12 protein-coding genes are annotated in these 17,062 nt (G+C 48.1%); 10 read left to right on the forward strand and 2 right to left on the reverse strand.

Translation table 11 applies throughout. From position 1 onward, the window contains the following. The first annotated feature begins 46 nt into the window (after positions 1-46). The 3 genes from ACO1NU_RS05355 to ACO1NU_RS05365 all read left to right on the forward strand — a co-directional run bounded on the left by ACO1NU_RS05355 (position 47) and on the right by ACO1NU_RS05365 (position 4,137). A complete protein-coding gene (locus ACO1NU_RS05355; protein WP_448817430.1) occupies positions 47-640 on the forward strand; it encodes a helix-turn-helix domain-containing protein in 594 nt (197 codons plus the stop codon). Positions 641-844: 204 nt separating this feature from the next. Further along, on the forward strand, positions 845-3,121 hold the full coding sequence (locus ACO1NU_RS05360) for a glycosyltransferase (RefSeq protein ID WP_448817431.1): 2,277 nt from the start codon (positions 845-847) through the stop codon (positions 3,119-3,121). Then, complete coding sequence (locus ACO1NU_RS05365; RefSeq protein ID WP_448817432.1) at positions 3,118-4,137, forward strand: glycosyltransferase family 4 protein; 1,020 nt, start codon at positions 3,118-3,120, stop codon at positions 4,135-4,137. Before ACO1NU_RS05360 ends, ACO1NU_RS05365 begins: the two co-directional genes overlap by 4 nt. Here ACO1NU_RS05365 and ACO1NU_RS05370 read toward each other — a convergent pair. Then, positions 4,104-5,576 carry a glycoside hydrolase family 130 protein gene (locus tag ACO1NU_RS05370; RefSeq protein WP_448817433.1) on the reverse strand — a complete coding sequence of 491 codons (1,473 nt, stop codon included), beginning with the start codon at positions 5,574-5,576 and terminating at the stop codon, positions 4,104-4,106. The two genes, ACO1NU_RS05365 and ACO1NU_RS05370, sit on opposite strands and share 34 nt — an antisense overlap. Before the next feature lie 51 nt (positions 5,577-5,627). After that, entirely contained in the window at positions 5,628-5,987 is a 360-nt protein-coding gene (locus ACO1NU_RS05375; RefSeq protein WP_448817434.1) for a cupin domain-containing protein, read from the reverse strand. A gap of 55 nt (positions 5,988-6,042) precedes the next feature. On the opposite strand from ACO1NU_RS05375, the gene ACO1NU_RS05380 reads away from it, so the two are divergent. The 7 genes from ACO1NU_RS05380 to ACO1NU_RS05410 all read left to right on the forward strand — a co-directional run bounded on the left by ACO1NU_RS05380 (position 6,043) and on the right by ACO1NU_RS05410 (position 16,950). Further along, on the forward strand, positions 6,043-6,210 hold the full coding sequence (locus tag ACO1NU_RS05380) for a hypothetical protein (protein ID WP_448817435.1): 168 nt from the start codon (positions 6,043-6,045) through the stop codon (positions 6,208-6,210). Between the two features lie 582 nt (positions 6,211-6,792). Further along, positions 6,793-9,960 (forward strand): SusC/RagA family TonB-linked outer membrane protein, encoded by a 3,168-nt coding sequence (locus ACO1NU_RS05385; protein WP_448817436.1) that lies wholly within the window; start codon positions 6,793-6,795, stop codon positions 9,958-9,960. A 10-nt stretch (positions 9,961-9,970) separates the two neighbouring features. Continuing rightward, positions 9,971-11,671, forward strand: coding sequence for a RagB/SusD family nutrient uptake outer membrane protein (locus ACO1NU_RS05390; RefSeq protein WP_448817437.1), 1,701 nt, complete (start codon positions 9,971-9,973; stop codon positions 11,669-11,671). A gap of 9 nt (positions 11,672-11,680) precedes the next feature. Then, positions 11,681-12,826 (forward strand): glycan-binding surface protein, encoded by a 1,146-nt coding sequence (locus ACO1NU_RS05395; protein WP_448817438.1) that lies wholly within the window; start codon positions 11,681-11,683, stop codon positions 12,824-12,826. Between the two features lie 99 nt (positions 12,827-12,925). Then, positions 12,926-14,227, forward strand: a complete 1,302-nt coding sequence (locus ACO1NU_RS05400) for a hypothetical protein (protein WP_448817439.1) — start codon at positions 12,926-12,928, stop codon at positions 14,225-14,227. After that, a complete protein-coding gene (locus ACO1NU_RS05405) occupies positions 14,228-15,952 on the forward strand; it encodes an alpha-L-arabinofuranosidase (protein ID WP_448817440.1) in 1,725 nt (574 codons plus the stop codon). It begins immediately after the preceding gene. 176 nt (positions 15,953-16,128) lie between these two features. Then, positions 16,129-16,950, forward strand: a complete 822-nt coding sequence (locus ACO1NU_RS05410) for a universal stress protein (RefSeq protein WP_448817441.1) — start codon at positions 16,129-16,131, stop codon at positions 16,948-16,950. Positions 16,951-17,062 lie beyond the last annotated feature (112 nt).

Below are 17,062 nucleotides of genomic sequence, written 5' to 3' on the forward strand. Positions count from 1 at the left end.
TCGGGAAACGTATCCTACCTTAGCTTTTCACCCTTAATCTGATACTTTGAAGCTCTACATCAAAAACATGGTTTGCATCCGGTGCAAAATGGTCGTTAGCCAGGAGCTTCGCAAGCTTGGAATACATTATGCGGTGGTGAATCTGGGGCAGGTGGAAATTTTGGAAGAGATATCCGCGGGGCAGCGGGGAGATTTAAAGTATTCCCTTTCCCGGTTCGGGCTGGAATTGATGGATGATAAGAAAAGCATACTTATTGAGAAGATCAAGAATGTTGTCATCGAGCTGGTGCACTATACCGATGCCTCTCTGAAAACGAATTTTTCGAATCATTTAAGTGAAAATCTGAGCTACGACTATACCTATCTGGCCAACCTCTTCTCCGAAGTTGAAGGAATAACTATCGAGCACTTCATTATTATTCACAAGATTGAAAGGGTAAAGGAGCTGCTGGTGTATGATGAACTCTCGTTGAAGGAGATATCCTATAAGTTGCACTACAGCAGCGTGGCTCATCTGTCGAATCAGTTTAAGAAGATCACCGGGCTGACGCCATCGCACTTTAAAAAGCTAAAAGACTACCGGAGGGCTGGATTGGTTAATCTCTCATCTGAAACTGGGAGTCAGACCTCTTCCTTCTGACCCATTGTAGTATTAGCGACTGGTAATGTGTTGAAAGTCAATATGAAGTGAGTAGTTTCACCGGGTGGGTGTGAATCATGCAAGTAATCTGCTAAATTGTATAACAGCTTCTGTTGCGTTAGTCCGACCTTTAAGAAGAGGTGAGCATTCCGCTTTTGCCAGACACGAGGCATTGTCCTCACGGCGCTCTAATACAATTGAATTATGGAAGAAGTTAAGTCAAACGGCAGCCCTGAGATTTTATACATCACATCCTACCCTCCAAGAGAGTGCGGCATTGCGTCCTATTCTCAGGACCTGATCAAAGCGTTGGATAGCAAATACGCTCATTCATTTTTATCCTCCGTCTGTGCTCTTGAATCGAACAAGGAAGTTCATGCTTACGGGCCGGAGGTAAAGTTTATTCTTGATACCTCTGATACAGATTCATATTTCCGGCTTTCCAGGGATATCAATGCATCAGATCATATTAAGCTGATCCTGATTCAGCATGAATTTGGGCTTTTTGATTCGCGGTGCGATGAAGCATTTTTGCAGTTCCTGTCCAGTCTGAAGACACCGGTGCTCTTGACCTATCATACGGTCTTACCCCAACCCAATCTGATGTTAAAGTTGAAGGTGGAGCAGATTTCCGCCTGCTGCAGTGCTATTCTTGTGATGACGCAGAGTTCCGCTGATATTCTGACTCAGGATTACCGGATCCCCGCAAAGAAAATATCCGTGATTCCGCATGGTGTCCACCTGGTTCCACATTCGAAAAAAAACGCATTAAAAGAAAAATACCAGTTCAAGGGTAAAACCATCCTTTCTACATTTGGGCTGATCAGTTCCGGTAAAAGCATCGAAACAACCCTGGACGCCTTGCCGGCCATTGTTGGTCAGGATCCTGAGGTCCTGTTCCTGATCATCGGTAAGACACATCCGCAGGTGCTGAAGCAGGAGGGTGAACGTTACCGGAATTTGCTTCAGGATAAAGTTGATAGGCTGGGGATGCGGGAGCATGTTATGTTTATCAACTACTATCTGCCTCTGGATGAGCTGCTTGAGTATCTGCAGTTGACGGACATCTATCTATTTACCTCTCGCGACCCCCACCAGGCGGTGAGCGGAACGTTCTCCTATGCGATCAGCTGTGGCTGTCCGATTATCTCCACGCCCATTCCTCATGCCAGGGAGCTTTTAAAAGATGAGGCCGGTATCCTGTTCGACTTTGAGAACTCCGTTCAGCTGTCTGCAGCAGTTAACAGCCTTTTGGCAGACGGCGAGCTTCGGTCGCTGTATAGTAACAACGGGTTACAGAAGATTGTGTCAAGTGCATGGCAGAATGTCTCCATTTCTTACGCCAATCTATTCAAGAAACACCATTACGGCGTGAAACTGCGCTTTAGCATACCGGAGATCAAGTTGGACTTTGTTCGGCATCTCACCACATCTTTTGGTATGATTCAGTTTTCGAAGATCGATGAACCCGATATTAGCTCCGGGTACACGCTTGACGACAATGCACGTGCCTTGGTTTCCCTGGTTATGGATTTTGAACTTTCAGGTAAGGAGGAGGATCTGGAATTGATCTACCGGTATCTGGAGTTTATTAAATTTTGCCAGCAAGATGACGGAAGTTTCCTGAATTATGTCAACGAGGAAAAGATATTCACCACGCAGAATGAGGAGACCAATCTGGAAGACTCAAATGGCAGGGCTCTCTGGGCCCTCGGCGTCGTGATCTCGTGTCGCAGTATTTTGCCTGAAACCCTGGTAGCCTCCGCATATACGATTTTTGAGAAGGCATCGCGACAGACAGAAGGCATGCACTCCACGCGTGCTATGGCATTTTCGTTAAAAGGACTTTGCTACTATAACCAGGAGAGGGACGTAAAGGAGTATTTGAGCCTGATAAAAACGCTTGCAGACCGTCTGGTTCAGATGTACAAACACGAGGGGGAGTTATCCTGGGAATGGTTTGAAAGCTATCTCACATACGGGAACAGCATCTTACCGGAGTCATTGCTATGTGCGTATGAGGTTACCGGGAACCAGATTTATAAGGAGATTGCACAGAGCGCGTTCGCATTTCTCTTAAACCAGACCTTTGACGATACGGGGATAAAGGTGATATCCCATCATCAATGGCTGCTGAAAGGCGAAAGGGCTGCTCCGTTCGGCGAGCAACCCATTGATGTGGCGTATACGATTCTTGCACTCGACCGGTTTTATGGGGTATTTAAACAACAAGAATACCTGACGAAAATGGGTATTGCCTTTGATTGGTTCTTAGGGAGGAATCATTTGAAACAGATCATTTACAATCCTTGCACCGGAGGTTGTTACGACGGCCTTGAACAATATCAGATTAATCTGAACCAGGGTGCAGAATCTACAGTGAGCTACCTGATGGCCAGATTAACCATTGAAAAATACCAAAGGAGAAACGCGGTTAATACCTTGCGTTCCGGTTATATGACATCTTCGGTTGTATCATGAAAGTAGCGGTTTTATCGGCTATTGCCTGGCGAACGCCACCCCGGAACTATGGGCCTTGGGAGCAGGTTGCCTCCAATGTGGCTGAGGGATTGGTAGACGCCGGACATGAAGTTACTTTGTTTGCCACCCAGGAGTCCAAAACCAAGGGAACGCTTGATGCGGTTGTACCCCGTGGTTATGCGGATGATCCGAACGTTGATGCCAAGGTTGCCGAATGCCTGCATATCAGTAATTTGATGGAAAGGGCTGGGGACTTTGATATCATTCACAATCATTTCGACTTCTTACCCCTCACGTATTCCCGGCTAATGAGCACACCGATAATCACCACCATTCACGGTTTTTCCTCAAACCGTATCGTTCCGGTCTATAAAAAGTACAACAACTCCTGCTTCTATGTGTCGATCAGTGATTCGGACCGGCATCCAGATCTGGATTATCTCCGTACGGTGTACAATGGCCTGAGGCTCGCGGACTTCGAATTTAGTGCAACCCACGATGGCTACCTCTTATTCTTCGGCAGGATCCATCCGGACAAAGGGACTGCCGAGGCGATTGAGATCGCCCTGAGGTCTAACAAACGATTGCTGATTGCGGGGCTGATCCAGGACGAAGCGTATTTCAACGAAAGAGTCAAACCCCACCTGAATGAACAGGTGCAGTATCTAGGCAATGCGGGTCCTTCACAGCGACAGCAGCTGATGGGGAAAGCAATGGCGTTGCTCCACCCAATCAGGTTTGATGAGCCATTCGGGTTGAGCGTGGCCGAATCGATGTTGTGTGGAACGCCGGTTATCGCGTTTAGCAGAGGTTCCATGCCGGAGCTAATCAAACATGGGACCTCTGGTTTTTTGGTGAAAGATGTAGACGAAGCAGTAGAGGCGGTGGCTGATCTGCCAGTGCTTAACCGGCTTAGCTGCAGCCTGTGGGCCGCATCGCGCTTTTCACAGGCAAAAATGGTTGCTGACTACCTCAAATGCTATCAGTTCGTTTTAAACGGGGTCAATATACGATGAAGCAAGGCATCCAGGTTGACTGTCGCAAAAGAAGAGCAATAGTCCGATAAGCCGTAAGGAATGATTAGTTCGCCGTTATTGATGATGGATCCGCAAGAATAAACCACATTGGGGACGTAGCCTTCACGTTCTTCGGGGTTTGCGATCAGCAGGGACTCATCGAGACGTCCGAGTTCGATCGAAGGGTCGTGAATATCGAGCAGGCAGGCACCCAAGCAATATCTTCTCATAGGCCCGACAGCATGTGTGATGACCAGCCAGCCATCTTTTGTTTCGATTGGCGACCCACAGTTGCCCACTTGTATAAATTCCCAGCTGTATTTCAGTGTTTGAAGCATTACAGGATTCTCCCACACGTTGATGTTATCTGAATACATGATATAATTATTGTATCCGTCAATTCTGGATAGCATCGCGTACTTTCCGTTGATTTTTCTAGGAAAAAGTGCGAGGTTCTTGTTCTGAGCCCCGGCACCAAAAAGTGGTCCGATATCAAAACTATAAAAGTCTTTTGTTTTTAGAAGCTTCGGCATAATGAGTACGCCATCGTATGCAGTATACGTTGCATAATACATGATGGAGCCGTCGTCATCTATAAACTTGACAAACCGGGCATCTTCAATCCCCTTTCGTTCAAATTCAGAGATTGGGAAGATCACCCGATCAGATATATCCGTATCCATAGAGAAAGTGATCTGATAATAAGAATCCGACAGCCAGAGAACCCGTTCGAGGTCGGCGTCTTTAAGTGGATCGGGCTCCTGTTGCTGGGACTCCATAATGATCCGGCGCAGGGTGAGGTAATCAAAAGAATCAGTAAGCGTGGCGTTGAGTTCCGCAACTATTGAAGTATCGATGCGCGAGACCAGGGCTTTTTCCAGAAATAGCTCTTTGTTGTAGGTGGCGTTCTGGACAACTTCTGCCTCATCGATATAATTTCCGGAGGGAATGACATGAATATTATTGTGCCTGTCAATTAGAACCCTTCTAAAAGCGATTGACGAGATATGGCCTTCGCCAACCGCCCTAAAGCTGATAATTAGTCTTCTTTCACCATCTTCAAGTTCAGTTTGATTCGGATCTTCGATGGCGGAAGGGTTAAAAAAAGCTGCTGATTCGATGGAGTATTCGTGAGTGAAATAGGAACCCAAGAGAAGTTTGGTGTAATGAGAGATCTCAGATTCATCCTTTTCCAGTGTCTTAAGCAAGAACTTGACTTTATCGTAGTTTTTTAGGAGCAGTTTTGTTATACTTCTGTGTCGCTTCGAAAAATCCTGAAGAATTGGAGAGATAATGGAAAAGACCTGTTGATCTGTTAGTTTTAGTACCTGGGAGATGACCTGCTTACCCCGTTCTTCGCCATTGAAGAAGAACCGGGCAATTACCCGCTTGGGGTCGGGGTACACTTTTACTGATTTTCGTTCTATGGCAAGTCTCATTGTTTTTTGAGCTAGCATACAAGAAGCTAAGGCTCTTGTATGTATATGTATTTATTCATAACCGCTTTTGATGATCGTCATGATCATCTTGAAACGCTCATGTGATTGGATGGAATTGGGGACATGGGCAGGTATAATCATTCCTCCGCCTGTAGGCAGGCTGGTTGATGAGGAGTCTATTACGATCTCTGCCTTTCCCTCGATGATCTGGACGAAACTGTCGAAAGGGGAAGTTTTTTCAAGTGAGTTTTCGCCTTTATCAAAAGACAGAATGCTGATGTTCCCGGAGGGTTTTTTGATGATGGTCTTGGTGACGATAGCGTTCTCTACATAATCGATCGTATCGACCATTATATGCGGCCTTGATTTGGGGAACTCCGAGGCATCGTAGTTGTTGTCAATTCTGTCCATATTGCATTTGCTTCTTAAGTTCATTCTCTATCTTCCTTATATTTTCTTCCGTCAGATGGAAATTAAGGTCGTCATAATGGTCGAAACGGTATTGAACGAGTTCATCAGCACCATCTCGGTCTTTTATCAGTTTGTTGATGTGAGACAATGCCCCTTTTTTTGCGCACTCCATTGCGCGAACTCTACCTGGATAGTCGCAAAACCTTTCATCCTCAGAAAGTAAGGAGTAAGTAGGATTACTATTTAATAAACGAGCCGTAACAGGCCTTAGATATTCCGGGAGGACTTCTGATACCGTCGTCTGATACAAGTAGACTCTAAAATATTTTGGGCAAATGTAATTTTTCATAGTACTTCAAAATTACTGTCGATAAGCTCCGGGTTATTACATGTAACATTAGATTAGTTGCATAATTCATATATACAAGCAAGACGGTGCGATAGTGTTTTTAGATCTGCGAATCGTAGAAATCAGCGTTCCGCTTGTCTTGACTGGAATTTTAAACCGGCTAAAAATCGTGTAGTATTGGATATAAAACTATCATAAAAAGATTCCCCTGATTTGTATGTTTGTTATAGGCCGTTCCGGGATGAATCACTCTTCCAATGAAAGCTCCTCTGCCCGGCCGAGACCAATTGTACCTTTTACACGCTCTATACCTAATTAACTCTTAACATGCGATGAACAATCGACCTGAACTAACCTGTTTCGACCGTTATCCGGCAGGATAAACGGCATTATCCGGATCCGCCGTCAGTTGCTCTGTTCCGGCAAAAAAGTATAACCAATAATAAATTATAATATATGCGACAAGTTCTACTCAAAGTTTTGCTTCTGTACGTATTCTGTGGGTTCTGTGCCGAGGCTGTTGCTCAGTCACGCAGGGTAACGGGTACAGTTATGGATGACGCGGGGAACCAGCTTCCAGGTGCCAGTGTTTCCGTCAGAGGTACACAGGTGTCAACGGGTACCGATGTAAACGGTGCATTTGCGATAAACGTGCCATCCGGCAGTAATGTTCTCGTGGTATCCTTCGTCGGTATGCGCCGGCAGGAGGTTACGATTGGCAACAGGACCAACATCCGCGTGGTGCTGCAGACCGACGCCACAAGTCTTAGTGAGGTGGTAGTAGTGGGTTACGGTACGGCGAAGCGCGCGAACCTAACCACTGCGCAAACGACTGTTACCTCTAAAGAGATCAACAGAACCGTAAATACGACCATTGAACAGGCTATTCAGGGGCGTTCTGCAGGTGTGTACATCACGCAGAACTCCGGTCAGCCCGGAGGAGGTATATCGGTAAACATCCGGGGAGTGAACTCCATCAATGGAGCAAATGAACCGCTGTATGTGGTTGACGGTGTGCAGATACAGCCGACGGCGGTTAGCTTTGGCACGCAGAGCTCCTCTAATCCGCTGGCCGGATTAAATCCTGCGGATATTGAAGATATCCAGGTGTTGCAGGGGCCTTCTGCGACCTCGATTTATGGCTCGCGGGCCACGAACGGGGTTCTGCTGATCACTACCAAAAGGGGTAAGGCCGGCGATGTGAAGATAGCCTACGGGTTTCAGCACGGGATCCAGACGCCTCCGGAAGGTCTCAAGGTGATGAACCTGAGGCAATATGCACAAATGGTCAATGAATATCATGCCATTGAAGGTGGCGAGACACCTGCCGAGTTGCTTGATCCTTCACTATTGGGTGAAGGTACTAACTGGCAAAGTGAGCTCTTCAATAATGCGGGAATGAATAAGCATCAGCTGAGTCTGAGTGGGGGAAGTGAGAAGACGACCTATTACCTGTCTGGTGATTACCTGGACCAGAAAGGTGTAGCTGAGGGTTCAGGTTTTAACCGCTACTCAGTACGTCTGAACCTGGATAATAAGCCTAAGGAGTGGGCTACGCTGAGTGCAAACATCAGCTTTAATCAGACGAATGAGACCTTGACATCCAGTCAGGAGAACATCATCTCCAATGCCTTGCAGCTGACTCCACAAGTGCCGGTGAAGAATATAGACGGTTCATGGGGTGGTGCGGATGAGAATAACGGCGCTAACAATTTTGCGCCCGTTAATCCGATAGCCATCGCGACCTTATCGAAGAATGACAATATGCGCCGTCAGTTTTTGGGCGGTATCAATCTGGGAATTAAGATCTTCAAAGACCTGGAATTCCGGACTTCGTTCAATACCGATCTGGGCTACTCCAACTCCCAATATTTCATTCCTACCTACAAAATCGGCTGGGCTGAGAACGTAACGGCGGCATTTACCAACGGTTCGAATATGAACACCTATTGGAACTGGAACCAGTTACTGCAATACAATAAGTCCATCAAGCAACATAATTTCAACCTGATGGTCTCCCATGAATCGCAGGAGTCTGAATGGCGCGGCCTTTCAGGACGCAGGACCGGATTTCTCACCAATGATATTTATGACCTGGCGGCGGGCGATGAGCTGACAGCCAGCAATAGCGGTGGATCGAATACCTGGGGAATGGAATCTTACCTCGGGAGGCTGAACTATAATTTCGCAGACAAATATATTTTTACCGGTACACTCAGAAGCGATGGATCGGCCAACTTTGGTAGCGATAATAAATGGGGTATGTTTCCATCAGTATCTGTAGCCTGGCGGGTTTCCAAAGAAGATTTCTTCAAAATTCCTGCAATCAGTGAGTTTAAGCTCCGGTTTGAAACCGGTACTACCGGTAATCAGGGAGGAGGAGCCTTTATCTACTCTCCAATGGCTGCGGGTGCTACACCAACGGGTACGGGGTTTTTGCCGAGCCGCTATGCAAACCCCGGTTTGCAATGGGAGGAGACCACCACGAACAACGTGGGTCTGAATCTTGGATTTCTAAAGGACCGCATTCAGATTGAAGCCGATTACTACGTGAAAAATACGGATAACCTGCTGATGGAAAACCCGCTTCCCTGGTATATGGGATCAAACGGACAGGGTGCCGTGGCTGCTCCAATGGTGAACATCGGATCGCTGGAGAACAAGGGATGGGGAATCACGTTGAACACAACTAATATTTCGACCAAAAGCTTCAAATGGACATCTAACTTCAACCTCTCTCATTTCAAAACCAAGATCAAAAAATTCTATTCGGACGCAGCATCTATCGACCGGGTATCCTGGTGGATGGAGAGCTGGACGCAGCGGTCGTCTGTGGGACAGGCACCATGGTTATTCAGAGGATATATAGAGGAAGGACTCTTCCAGTCGGTTGATGAAATTAATAACAGTGCCGTGCCGGTGGATAACAACGGTAACAGGCTGCCTACGCAGGAAGTGAACGGTATCTGGGTTGGCGACGTGAAGTACAGAGACATCAGTGGTCCGGAAGGCGTACCCGACGGTAAAATCGACGTAAACGACCAGACCAATATCGGTAACCCATGGCCTAAGCTGTTTGGTGGCTTTACAAACGACTTCAGCTATAAAGGCTTTGATCTGAGCGTCCTGATCACCAGTACCTTCGGCAACGACGTGTACAACTATATGGCGCGTGTGAACAGCAACCCGAACAACATTAACCTGAGCAGGAACCTGATGGTCCACGCAATGGACTATGCAAGACCGGTGACGAATGCAGACGGCAATGTGGTGCTGGAAAATCCAGGAACAGATATCGCCAGGATTAACCTGGGGCCAAACGGAAACGTGACGCGCTTTACGAACAAGTGGGTGGAAGATGGCTCTTTCGTGCGCCTGAAGAACATCTCCCTGGCGTACAATCTCCCCAGAAACCTTCTGTCTAAGCAAAACCTGGTGAGGAATATGCGGATCGCCTTCAGTGCGCAGAACGTTTTGACGCTGACCAAATACAAAGGATATGACCCTGAAGTAGGCGCCTATGTAGGACGGGATGCAGGTGCCGGAAACCAGGCGATCGGAATAGATTTCGGACGCTATCCGCTAACCCCTGTCTATACATTTACTCTAGGAATGGATTTATAAAACAGAACAGATGAAATACTTAACATATATGCGCAATTGGGCTATCGTTCTGATCCCGCTAGTGATGCTGTCGGCCTGTAAGAAAGATTTTCTCGTGAAGCCGCCGACTGATGCCATCGTGGATGTTAACTTCTACAAAACAGACGATCAGGTACTTGCCTCTACGGCTCTGTTATATAGCCGGGTCTGGTTTGACTACAACGACAAGGCCTCTTATAATTTGGGCGACTTCCGAGCGGGAACGGCTTTTTCGGCCTATAATGACCGTGGTAACGTGTTGTTTAACACGACGGGAGATAACGGCGAAAACGCCGCATCATGGAGGGCCTTCTTTATTGTAGTTGGCCAGTCAAACATGGCCATTCAGAATATCAACAACTATGTGGGTGCAGAAGTGTCGGGTGTGGTGAAGCGTGCGGCGATTGCCGAAGCACGGTTTATGCGCGCGCTGGCCTATCGCTTCCTGGTGATGAACTGGGGGGAGGTGCCCATTATAGAGAATAATCAGACCCTGCTGACGGACACCACCATCCGCAGAAATACGGTTCCGAGTGTCTGGAAATTCATTACATCTGAAATGCGGGCGGCAGCCGAAGATTTGCCAACCTCACCGCTTAGGCCGGGGCGACTGACGAAATGGTCGGCCGAGGGCATGCTGGCTCGCTTCTATCTGACACGCGCAGGGGTTGAGTCCGCGGGTTCCGGAACGCGGAACCAGGCTTTTCTGGACAGCGCAAAGTACTATTCAGAGCGGGTGATCAAGCAAAGCGGGGCAGCATTGCTGAGCAATTATGCCAATCTGTTCCTGTTCCCTTATGATAATAACAGCGAATCTTTGTTCTCCCTGCAGTGGGTGTATTCAGCCGGTGCCTGGGGAACTCAGAATTCCACTCCCGCCTATCTGGCTTATAGCAGCGATATCGGAAACGGCGACGGCTGGGGCGGCGACAAAGGGGCCACCTGGTGGATGATGAAGCAATATGAGGGATTCACTCCGGGACGGAACGCTGCAGGAGATTCTATTTTGCAGGGCAGAACCGTTGATCAGCGGTTGAAGGCGACCTTTATGATTCCTGGCGCTTCTTATCCGGAGATCACGCAAACCATTCCCGGGGGAGAACAGAAGCTCGTTTATCCGCTTACCGGAACGGACGTGAACTTTGCTGCAATTAAAAAGTATGTGACCGGAAAGGCAAAGGATGTAGGGGGACAGGCCGCCTCTCAGAACTATGGCCATGATACCTACATGCTGCGTTTAGCTGAAATGTATCTGACCTATGCTGAGGCTGTATTGGGGAACAATACCTCGACCAATGATGCTACGGCGCTGGAGTATTTTAACAAGGTGCATATGCGTGCGGGTCTACCTAAATACGAGCTTCCTCTGACCCATAATGTCATTTTCAGGGAGAGAGTCCTGGAGTTTGCGATGGAAGGCATGGCCTGGTACGACCTTGTCACTTTACACTATTACAATCCGACAAAAGCGTATTCCATTCTTAATCAGCAGGACAGGGGACTGTTCTTTATTGCTCCAGATGTAATTCCCAATCCGACACAGTGGACGATGACGAAGACGCCATGGAGTGTGAATGAGCGGACCATTGTTGCAAACAGCGGAAATTTCCTTCTTCCTATTCCGACATCAGAACTGGGCCAGGCACCTAATCTGAGAAAGCCTGCTGTAGACTATTATTTAAGTAACCAATAAAGCAATAGCATGAATAAGATATATCATTTTATACTTCTGGCTTTTGTAGCGGTAAGTATAGCGGGATTCAGCTCTTGTAAGAGCGATTCTGAGGATGGGGGAGAGCCCAGGGTAAAATATGTACGAACGACAAATCCGGCGGCATCAGATTCTTTGCTGGTGGGTGCAGGGCAGGGAAACCTGATAGCCATTGTGGGGGAAAATCTCAAGAATGTACGGGAGATCTGGTTTAACGACCAACAGGCACTCTTGGTTCCGACCTATATTACCAATACCTCTGTTTTGGTAACGGTACCGAGCAAGATACCTTCTGATATCACCAATAAGTTAAAGATGGTCTTCGCAAACGGAGGCACCCTGGAGCATGATTTTAAGTTGGAGATCAGCGAACCTGTGGTAAGCAGCATGTTTAGCGAATACGTATTAAGCGGTGGTACGGCGGTCATCAACGGAAACTACTTCTATGAGCCGGTGACCGTTACCTTTGCCGGCGGAGTACAGGGAGAGGTTCTCTCGCTGAAAGATGACCGGATAGAGGTTGTTGTACCCGCAGGGGCACAGCCGGGTCAGATTACCGTGAAGACCAACTTTGGGGAGACCAAATCGGATTTCTGGTTCAGGGATAACCGGAATATATTCCTCAGCAGCGACCCTTTTACCGGTTGGTGGAAAGAATCGTTCGTGGTAAAGAGTCCCGGTGCAGACGCTCCAGAATCGATCAACGGTAATTACATTCGGGTGAATCAGCCGATTGCGGGCTGGAGCTGGCTTGAGGTTGCAGGGGGACCGCCGGATGCAATGGGCGACATCAGCAAGAATATTCCCGATGAGGCTATTTTGAAGCCGGAGAATTACTACCTGAAGTTTGAAGTAAATACTCGCAAGCCATATAATAACAACGTGATCAAGATTAATGTGGGGCTGAGTCAGGACTTTTATAATGATGGTTACTTGTGGCAGCCGCCGATAGACACACAGGGGAAATGGCAGACGATCAGCATTCCGTTTGATGTGATAGCGAAGAGCTATGGTGCGCCGCTGACCTTGAGTTCAAAAGGTTATTATACCAGAATCCTCTTCCATGGTCCCGGTGATCTGGATGCAGATATTTCCTTCGATAATTTCAGAGTGGTTCCGAAGGTAATTAAGAAATAGCACGAGGGAGCAGTTGTTCCTTATTGATCAAGAATAGCATAAAGACACGAGAACAAGCGGAGAGTTTAAGCTTTCCGCCTGTTTTTAAAAATTTGACGAATGGAAACACGATTTACAAGGAGATTATTTTTCATGCTGGGCGTCTTTATGATGACCTGCTGTATGCTTTCATGTAAGAAAGACGAGCATACCGATACGGATAAAGTGGCCCTTCTCAGTTTCGGACCGGCAGGGGTGAAGCACGGGGAAAAGATCAGCTTAATCGGTACCCACCTAGACCGCGTGACGGCTGTGGAGTTTGCCGGCGCCTCTGTTGATAAAGCAGCGTTTGAGCAGCATACCTCGGAACTCATCGTGCTGACGGTGCCTATGGAAGCAGAAAGAGGTCAGATTACACTGAAGACCAGTGAAGGGGATATCGTTTCGAAAAGCTCCTTCGATTTGGAGGTGCCTGTTGTGATCACATCCTTTACGGCCAATGTGCGTCCGGGGGAAAACCTGACGATTAAAGGTGAGTTTCTGAATTGGGTTACGGGGGTGCATTTTGCCAAAGATACGCTGGTGAGTGAGTTTGTCAGTCAGTCGATGACTGAGCTGGTGGTAAAGGTGCCCATGACGGCAGAGACTGGTCCGATCGTGATTATGACGAGTGGCACACAGCCGCTGATTATAGAGAACGAGCGGGACTTGGTTGTGAGCCTGCCTGCCATCACAAGGATGTCGCCAGTACCCGTTGAGCGGGAAGCTGCACTGACGATTACCGGAACGGATCTTGATCTGACGGAAGGCATTCTCTTTCCGGGAATCAAAGATCCTGTTATGCAGTTCGAAAGTAAATCGGCCAGTCAGATCGTTGTCAAGGTTCCGAAGGAGGCGAACAAAGGCAAGATCTCGCTGAAGGCCTACTCAGGAGTGCTGGTAGAGTCGCCCATAGCGATGGAGCTGGCAGGTGATCTTCCGCCGCTGGAGGCTTTGGGACATCCGTTCTTTGACGATGAACTGAAAAACGGATGGTCGAAGTGGGGAGGCTGGGGCTCAGGAACTGCTGTGGATATGGCATCATCTGAGAAGGTGCGGGATGGAGAGAAGTCGATCAAGGTGACCTTCGGCGGAGGCTGGGGAGGTGCACTACAGATGGGAGGAGGCTCTGCAACCGCAGATTTTACCGAGTTCAGGTTCTCTGTTTTCGGTACAACCGGAACGAATGGTAAGAAGCTTAACGTGATCGTAAAAGGTGGTACTAAACAGGATCAAGTTATTTCGATCGTAGAAGGAGAATGGACAGAATACAAATGGTCGATCGCTTCTGATCTGGGTGCTCCGGCGACGATAACAGAATTTATTCTCCAGGATCAGGATTGGTCAGGTACGATCTATATTGATCATATTGGTTTGAAATAGATGGCGACCCTGCGGATTTTTGGCTTGCTGTTTCTGTGCGCTTCTCTTTCGTGTAAGAAGAAGGAGCAGCCTCCAGCGCCGGTGGAGCCCACCCCGGTAACGCCTGAGAAGGTGGTGGCGGTGAAGGATCCTGAGGTGGCGAAGACCATTGGCTTTTTCCTGGACGACTGGCAGGCGCGGAAGTTTGAAGCGCCTGCATATTCCGAAAAGGCCTTTACAGGAGCACTCGCATCGACCGTAACGGTCGATGCTTCCTCGGTCATCACAAAAATACCCCGGTCTGTATTTGGGAATAATGCTGTCTGGTGGATGGGGAACCTGACTCAGCAGGCAATGGCAGATGTAAAGAACCTGCAAACGCACGTTGTGCGCTTTCCGGGAGGGAACTCGGCAAGTAATTATTTCTGGAATGCAGAACAGGATAAGCTGCCGGCAGATGTTCCCCTTCTTCAGCCGGATAAAGATGGGCGGAGCCAAAAGGGGGACTACCTATATGGACGAAGTAACTACGACTGGCAGTTCAATCTGGAAAAATATTACGATCTGCTGCGGCAAAGCGGCAGTGAGGGCCTGATCAGCGTGAACTATGCTTACGCCCGATACAGTACGGCGAAAGATCCGGTGGCTGCTGCGGCACACCTGGCGGCCGACTGGGTGAGGTATGATAAGGGGCGGACGAGATACTGGGAAGTAGGGAACGAGCATTTTGGAGACTGGCAGACGGGCTACCGTATTGACGTGTCGAAAAATCAGGACCAACAGCCTGAGATCATCACCGGTGAACTTTATGGCAGGCATTTTAAGGTGTTTGCCGATTCGATGAAGAAGGCGGCGGCGGAGGTTGGTAAGCCGATCTTTATAGGAGCTGTGGCTTTTGATGGACCTGCTACGGAATCGTGGCAGACAAGCACGACCAAGGGCTGGAATGCCGGGATGATGAAAGCTGCGGGGGACAAGCCCGATTTCTACGCCGTACATAGCTATTTCACTGATATCGCCAATGTAAATGCTGCAACCATCCTTTCCGATGCTTCTTCTGTGCCGGGCAAGATGATGAGCTTCATTAGCGGAGATCTGCAAAAGAATGGGGCGGCAGTAAAGCCGATTGCCCTGGACGAATGGAATATGTTCGCAAAGGATGCGAAGCAACAGGTATCGAATGTAAGCGGCCTTTTTGCGGTGCTCGTTCTGGGGGAATCACTTACGTCCAAATACGGCCTGACCGCCAGATGGGATATGCTGAACGGCTGGGACAACGGCAATGATCATGGGCTTTTCAGTGCGGGCGATGAGCCTGGCATTCCGAAGTGGAATCCCAGGCCCTCGTTCTTTTATATGTACTATTTCCAAAAGTTTCTGGGCGACAGGCTCGTGCCGGTATCGGTATCAGGGAATGCGGGCTTAAAAGCCTTCGCCTCGACATATTCGTCAGGGGAACTGAATGTATCGATCGTCAATACGTCAACGAGTCCCCAGTCTGCCGAACTGAAATATAAGAATTTCATCCCCGGCAAGCGCTATTTCTGGTACACGCTGGAAGGAGGTACGGACAACGCGGAATTTTCAAGGAAGGTATTGGTAAATGGAGTAGGTCCTTCGCTGGATGCAGGCGGGCCCTCCACGTACAGCAGCATCAAGGCATTTTCAGCTTTGGCGGAGAAGGGGCTGAAAATAACGGTGCCGGCGAGAGGGGCGGTGTTTATGGTTGTTGAAAAGGGAAAGTAGGGTTTGTATTTAAAGCCTAGCAGGTCAGCTTTTTCTGAGGTGATCCGCGCATCATCTTTACAGCCAATGCGTTGCAGAGCGAACCTGGAGATATCAGCATTCGACGGGTTAAATGGAATGCCACTACAGCGCTATATCAGTTTTGCCGAAGCTTTTAAATGATATAAATTTAAGGCATGAAAAAAATTGTAATAACAACAGACTATTCTGCTGAAGCTGAAAACGCGATGCGGTACGCAGCTGAAGTTGCAGCTGACAGGGGGTATTTACTAATTGTTTTTAGCTTGCAGAATGTGTCGATTCATGCCCTTAATGCCCGACTTTCAGGTGAGGCAGTGAATGATTATTTAAAAGTACAAAGTGAACGGCTTGACGAAGTGGTAACAAGCCTTAAGCAGACTTATGGTGCACAAGCCATTTCTCACTTTGCAACAGGTGATTTTTATGTAGAGTTGGAGCGATGTGTCAACCTTCATCAGGCCGATCTGGTCGTTATCGGAATGGCGCAGAGATCGATAGAGCAGGACCTGCTTGGCAACACGACAACTGCGGCACTTGCGCGGTTTAGCTTCCCCATTCTGGCTGTGCCCTTGACTGCGCGGTATAAAGGATTTAAGACCGTCATATTCGCTTGTGACCTGATCAGAGGCGTGCAGAAAAAAATACTGGATGAGGTCAAATTCCTGGCTCAGGACTTTGGTGCCAGCGTGGAAGTATTTCACGTAGGGAGAGAGATCGAACGATTAAATCAGGAGAAGCTTCTTAATGACAGTCTGAACGAGATCGAGCTATCATTAAGCGGTATCAATTACCTGTATAAGCAGGTGAACTCCACGGAAATTATTGAGGCGATCAAGGATGAAGTTGAATCGCTGAATGCAGACCTGTTGATCATGGTGCCTTATAAATATGGTTTCTGGGGATCTATCGTGCATCGCAGTAAGACGAGGATGATGGCTTCAGGCAACAGTATTCCCTTGTTATCGATTCCGCTCTAGCAAGCGGAATTTGTCATGGACTGCTACGCATGAAAGTTCTTCTACACTAACCCGATGGAGAAGCAGCCAAAGCTCACCATCTGGTGGAGGTAATCAGAGAAATAGCGAGCAA

Source organism: Arcticibacter sp. (assembly GCF_053551015.1).

What these genes read in the sequence shown, in the direction of transcription:
- ACO1NU_RS05360 (WP_448817431.1), top strand. Translation starts at nt 845, where the DNA reads ATGGAAGAAGTTAAGTCAAACGGCAGCCCTGAGATTTTATACATCACA.
- ACO1NU_RS05365 (WP_448817432.1), top strand. Translation starts at nt 3,118, where the DNA reads ATGAAAGTAGCGGTTTTATCGGCTATTGCCTGGCGAACGCCACCCCGG.
- ACO1NU_RS05370 (WP_448817433.1), bottom strand. Translation starts at nt 5,576, where the DNA reads ATGAGACTTGCCATAGAACGAAAATCAGTAAAAGTGTACCCCGACCCC.
- ACO1NU_RS05375 (WP_448817434.1), bottom strand. Translation starts at nt 5,987, where the DNA reads ATGGACAGAATTGACAACAACTACGATGCCTCGGAGTTCCCCAAATCA.
- ACO1NU_RS05380 (WP_448817435.1), top strand. Translation starts at nt 6,043, where the DNA reads ATGGAAATTAAGGTCGTCATAATGGTCGAAACGGTATTGAACGAGTTC.
- ACO1NU_RS05385 (WP_448817436.1), top strand. Translation starts at nt 6,793, where the DNA reads ATGCGACAAGTTCTACTCAAAGTTTTGCTTCTGTACGTATTCTGTGGG.
- ACO1NU_RS05390 (WP_448817437.1), top strand. Translation starts at nt 9,971, where the DNA reads ATGAAATACTTAACATATATGCGCAATTGGGCTATCGTTCTGATCCCG.
- ACO1NU_RS05395 (WP_448817438.1), top strand. Translation starts at nt 11,681, where the DNA reads ATGAATAAGATATATCATTTTATACTTCTGGCTTTTGTAGCGGTAAGT.
- ACO1NU_RS05400 (WP_448817439.1), top strand. Translation starts at nt 12,926, where the DNA reads ATGGAAACACGATTTACAAGGAGATTATTTTTCATGCTGGGCGTCTTT.
- ACO1NU_RS05405 (WP_448817440.1), top strand. Translation starts at nt 14,228, where the DNA reads ATGGCGACCCTGCGGATTTTTGGCTTGCTGTTTCTGTGCGCTTCTCTT.
- ACO1NU_RS05410 (WP_448817441.1), top strand. Translation starts at nt 16,129, where the DNA reads ATGAAAAAAATTGTAATAACAACAGACTATTCTGCTGAAGCTGAAAAC.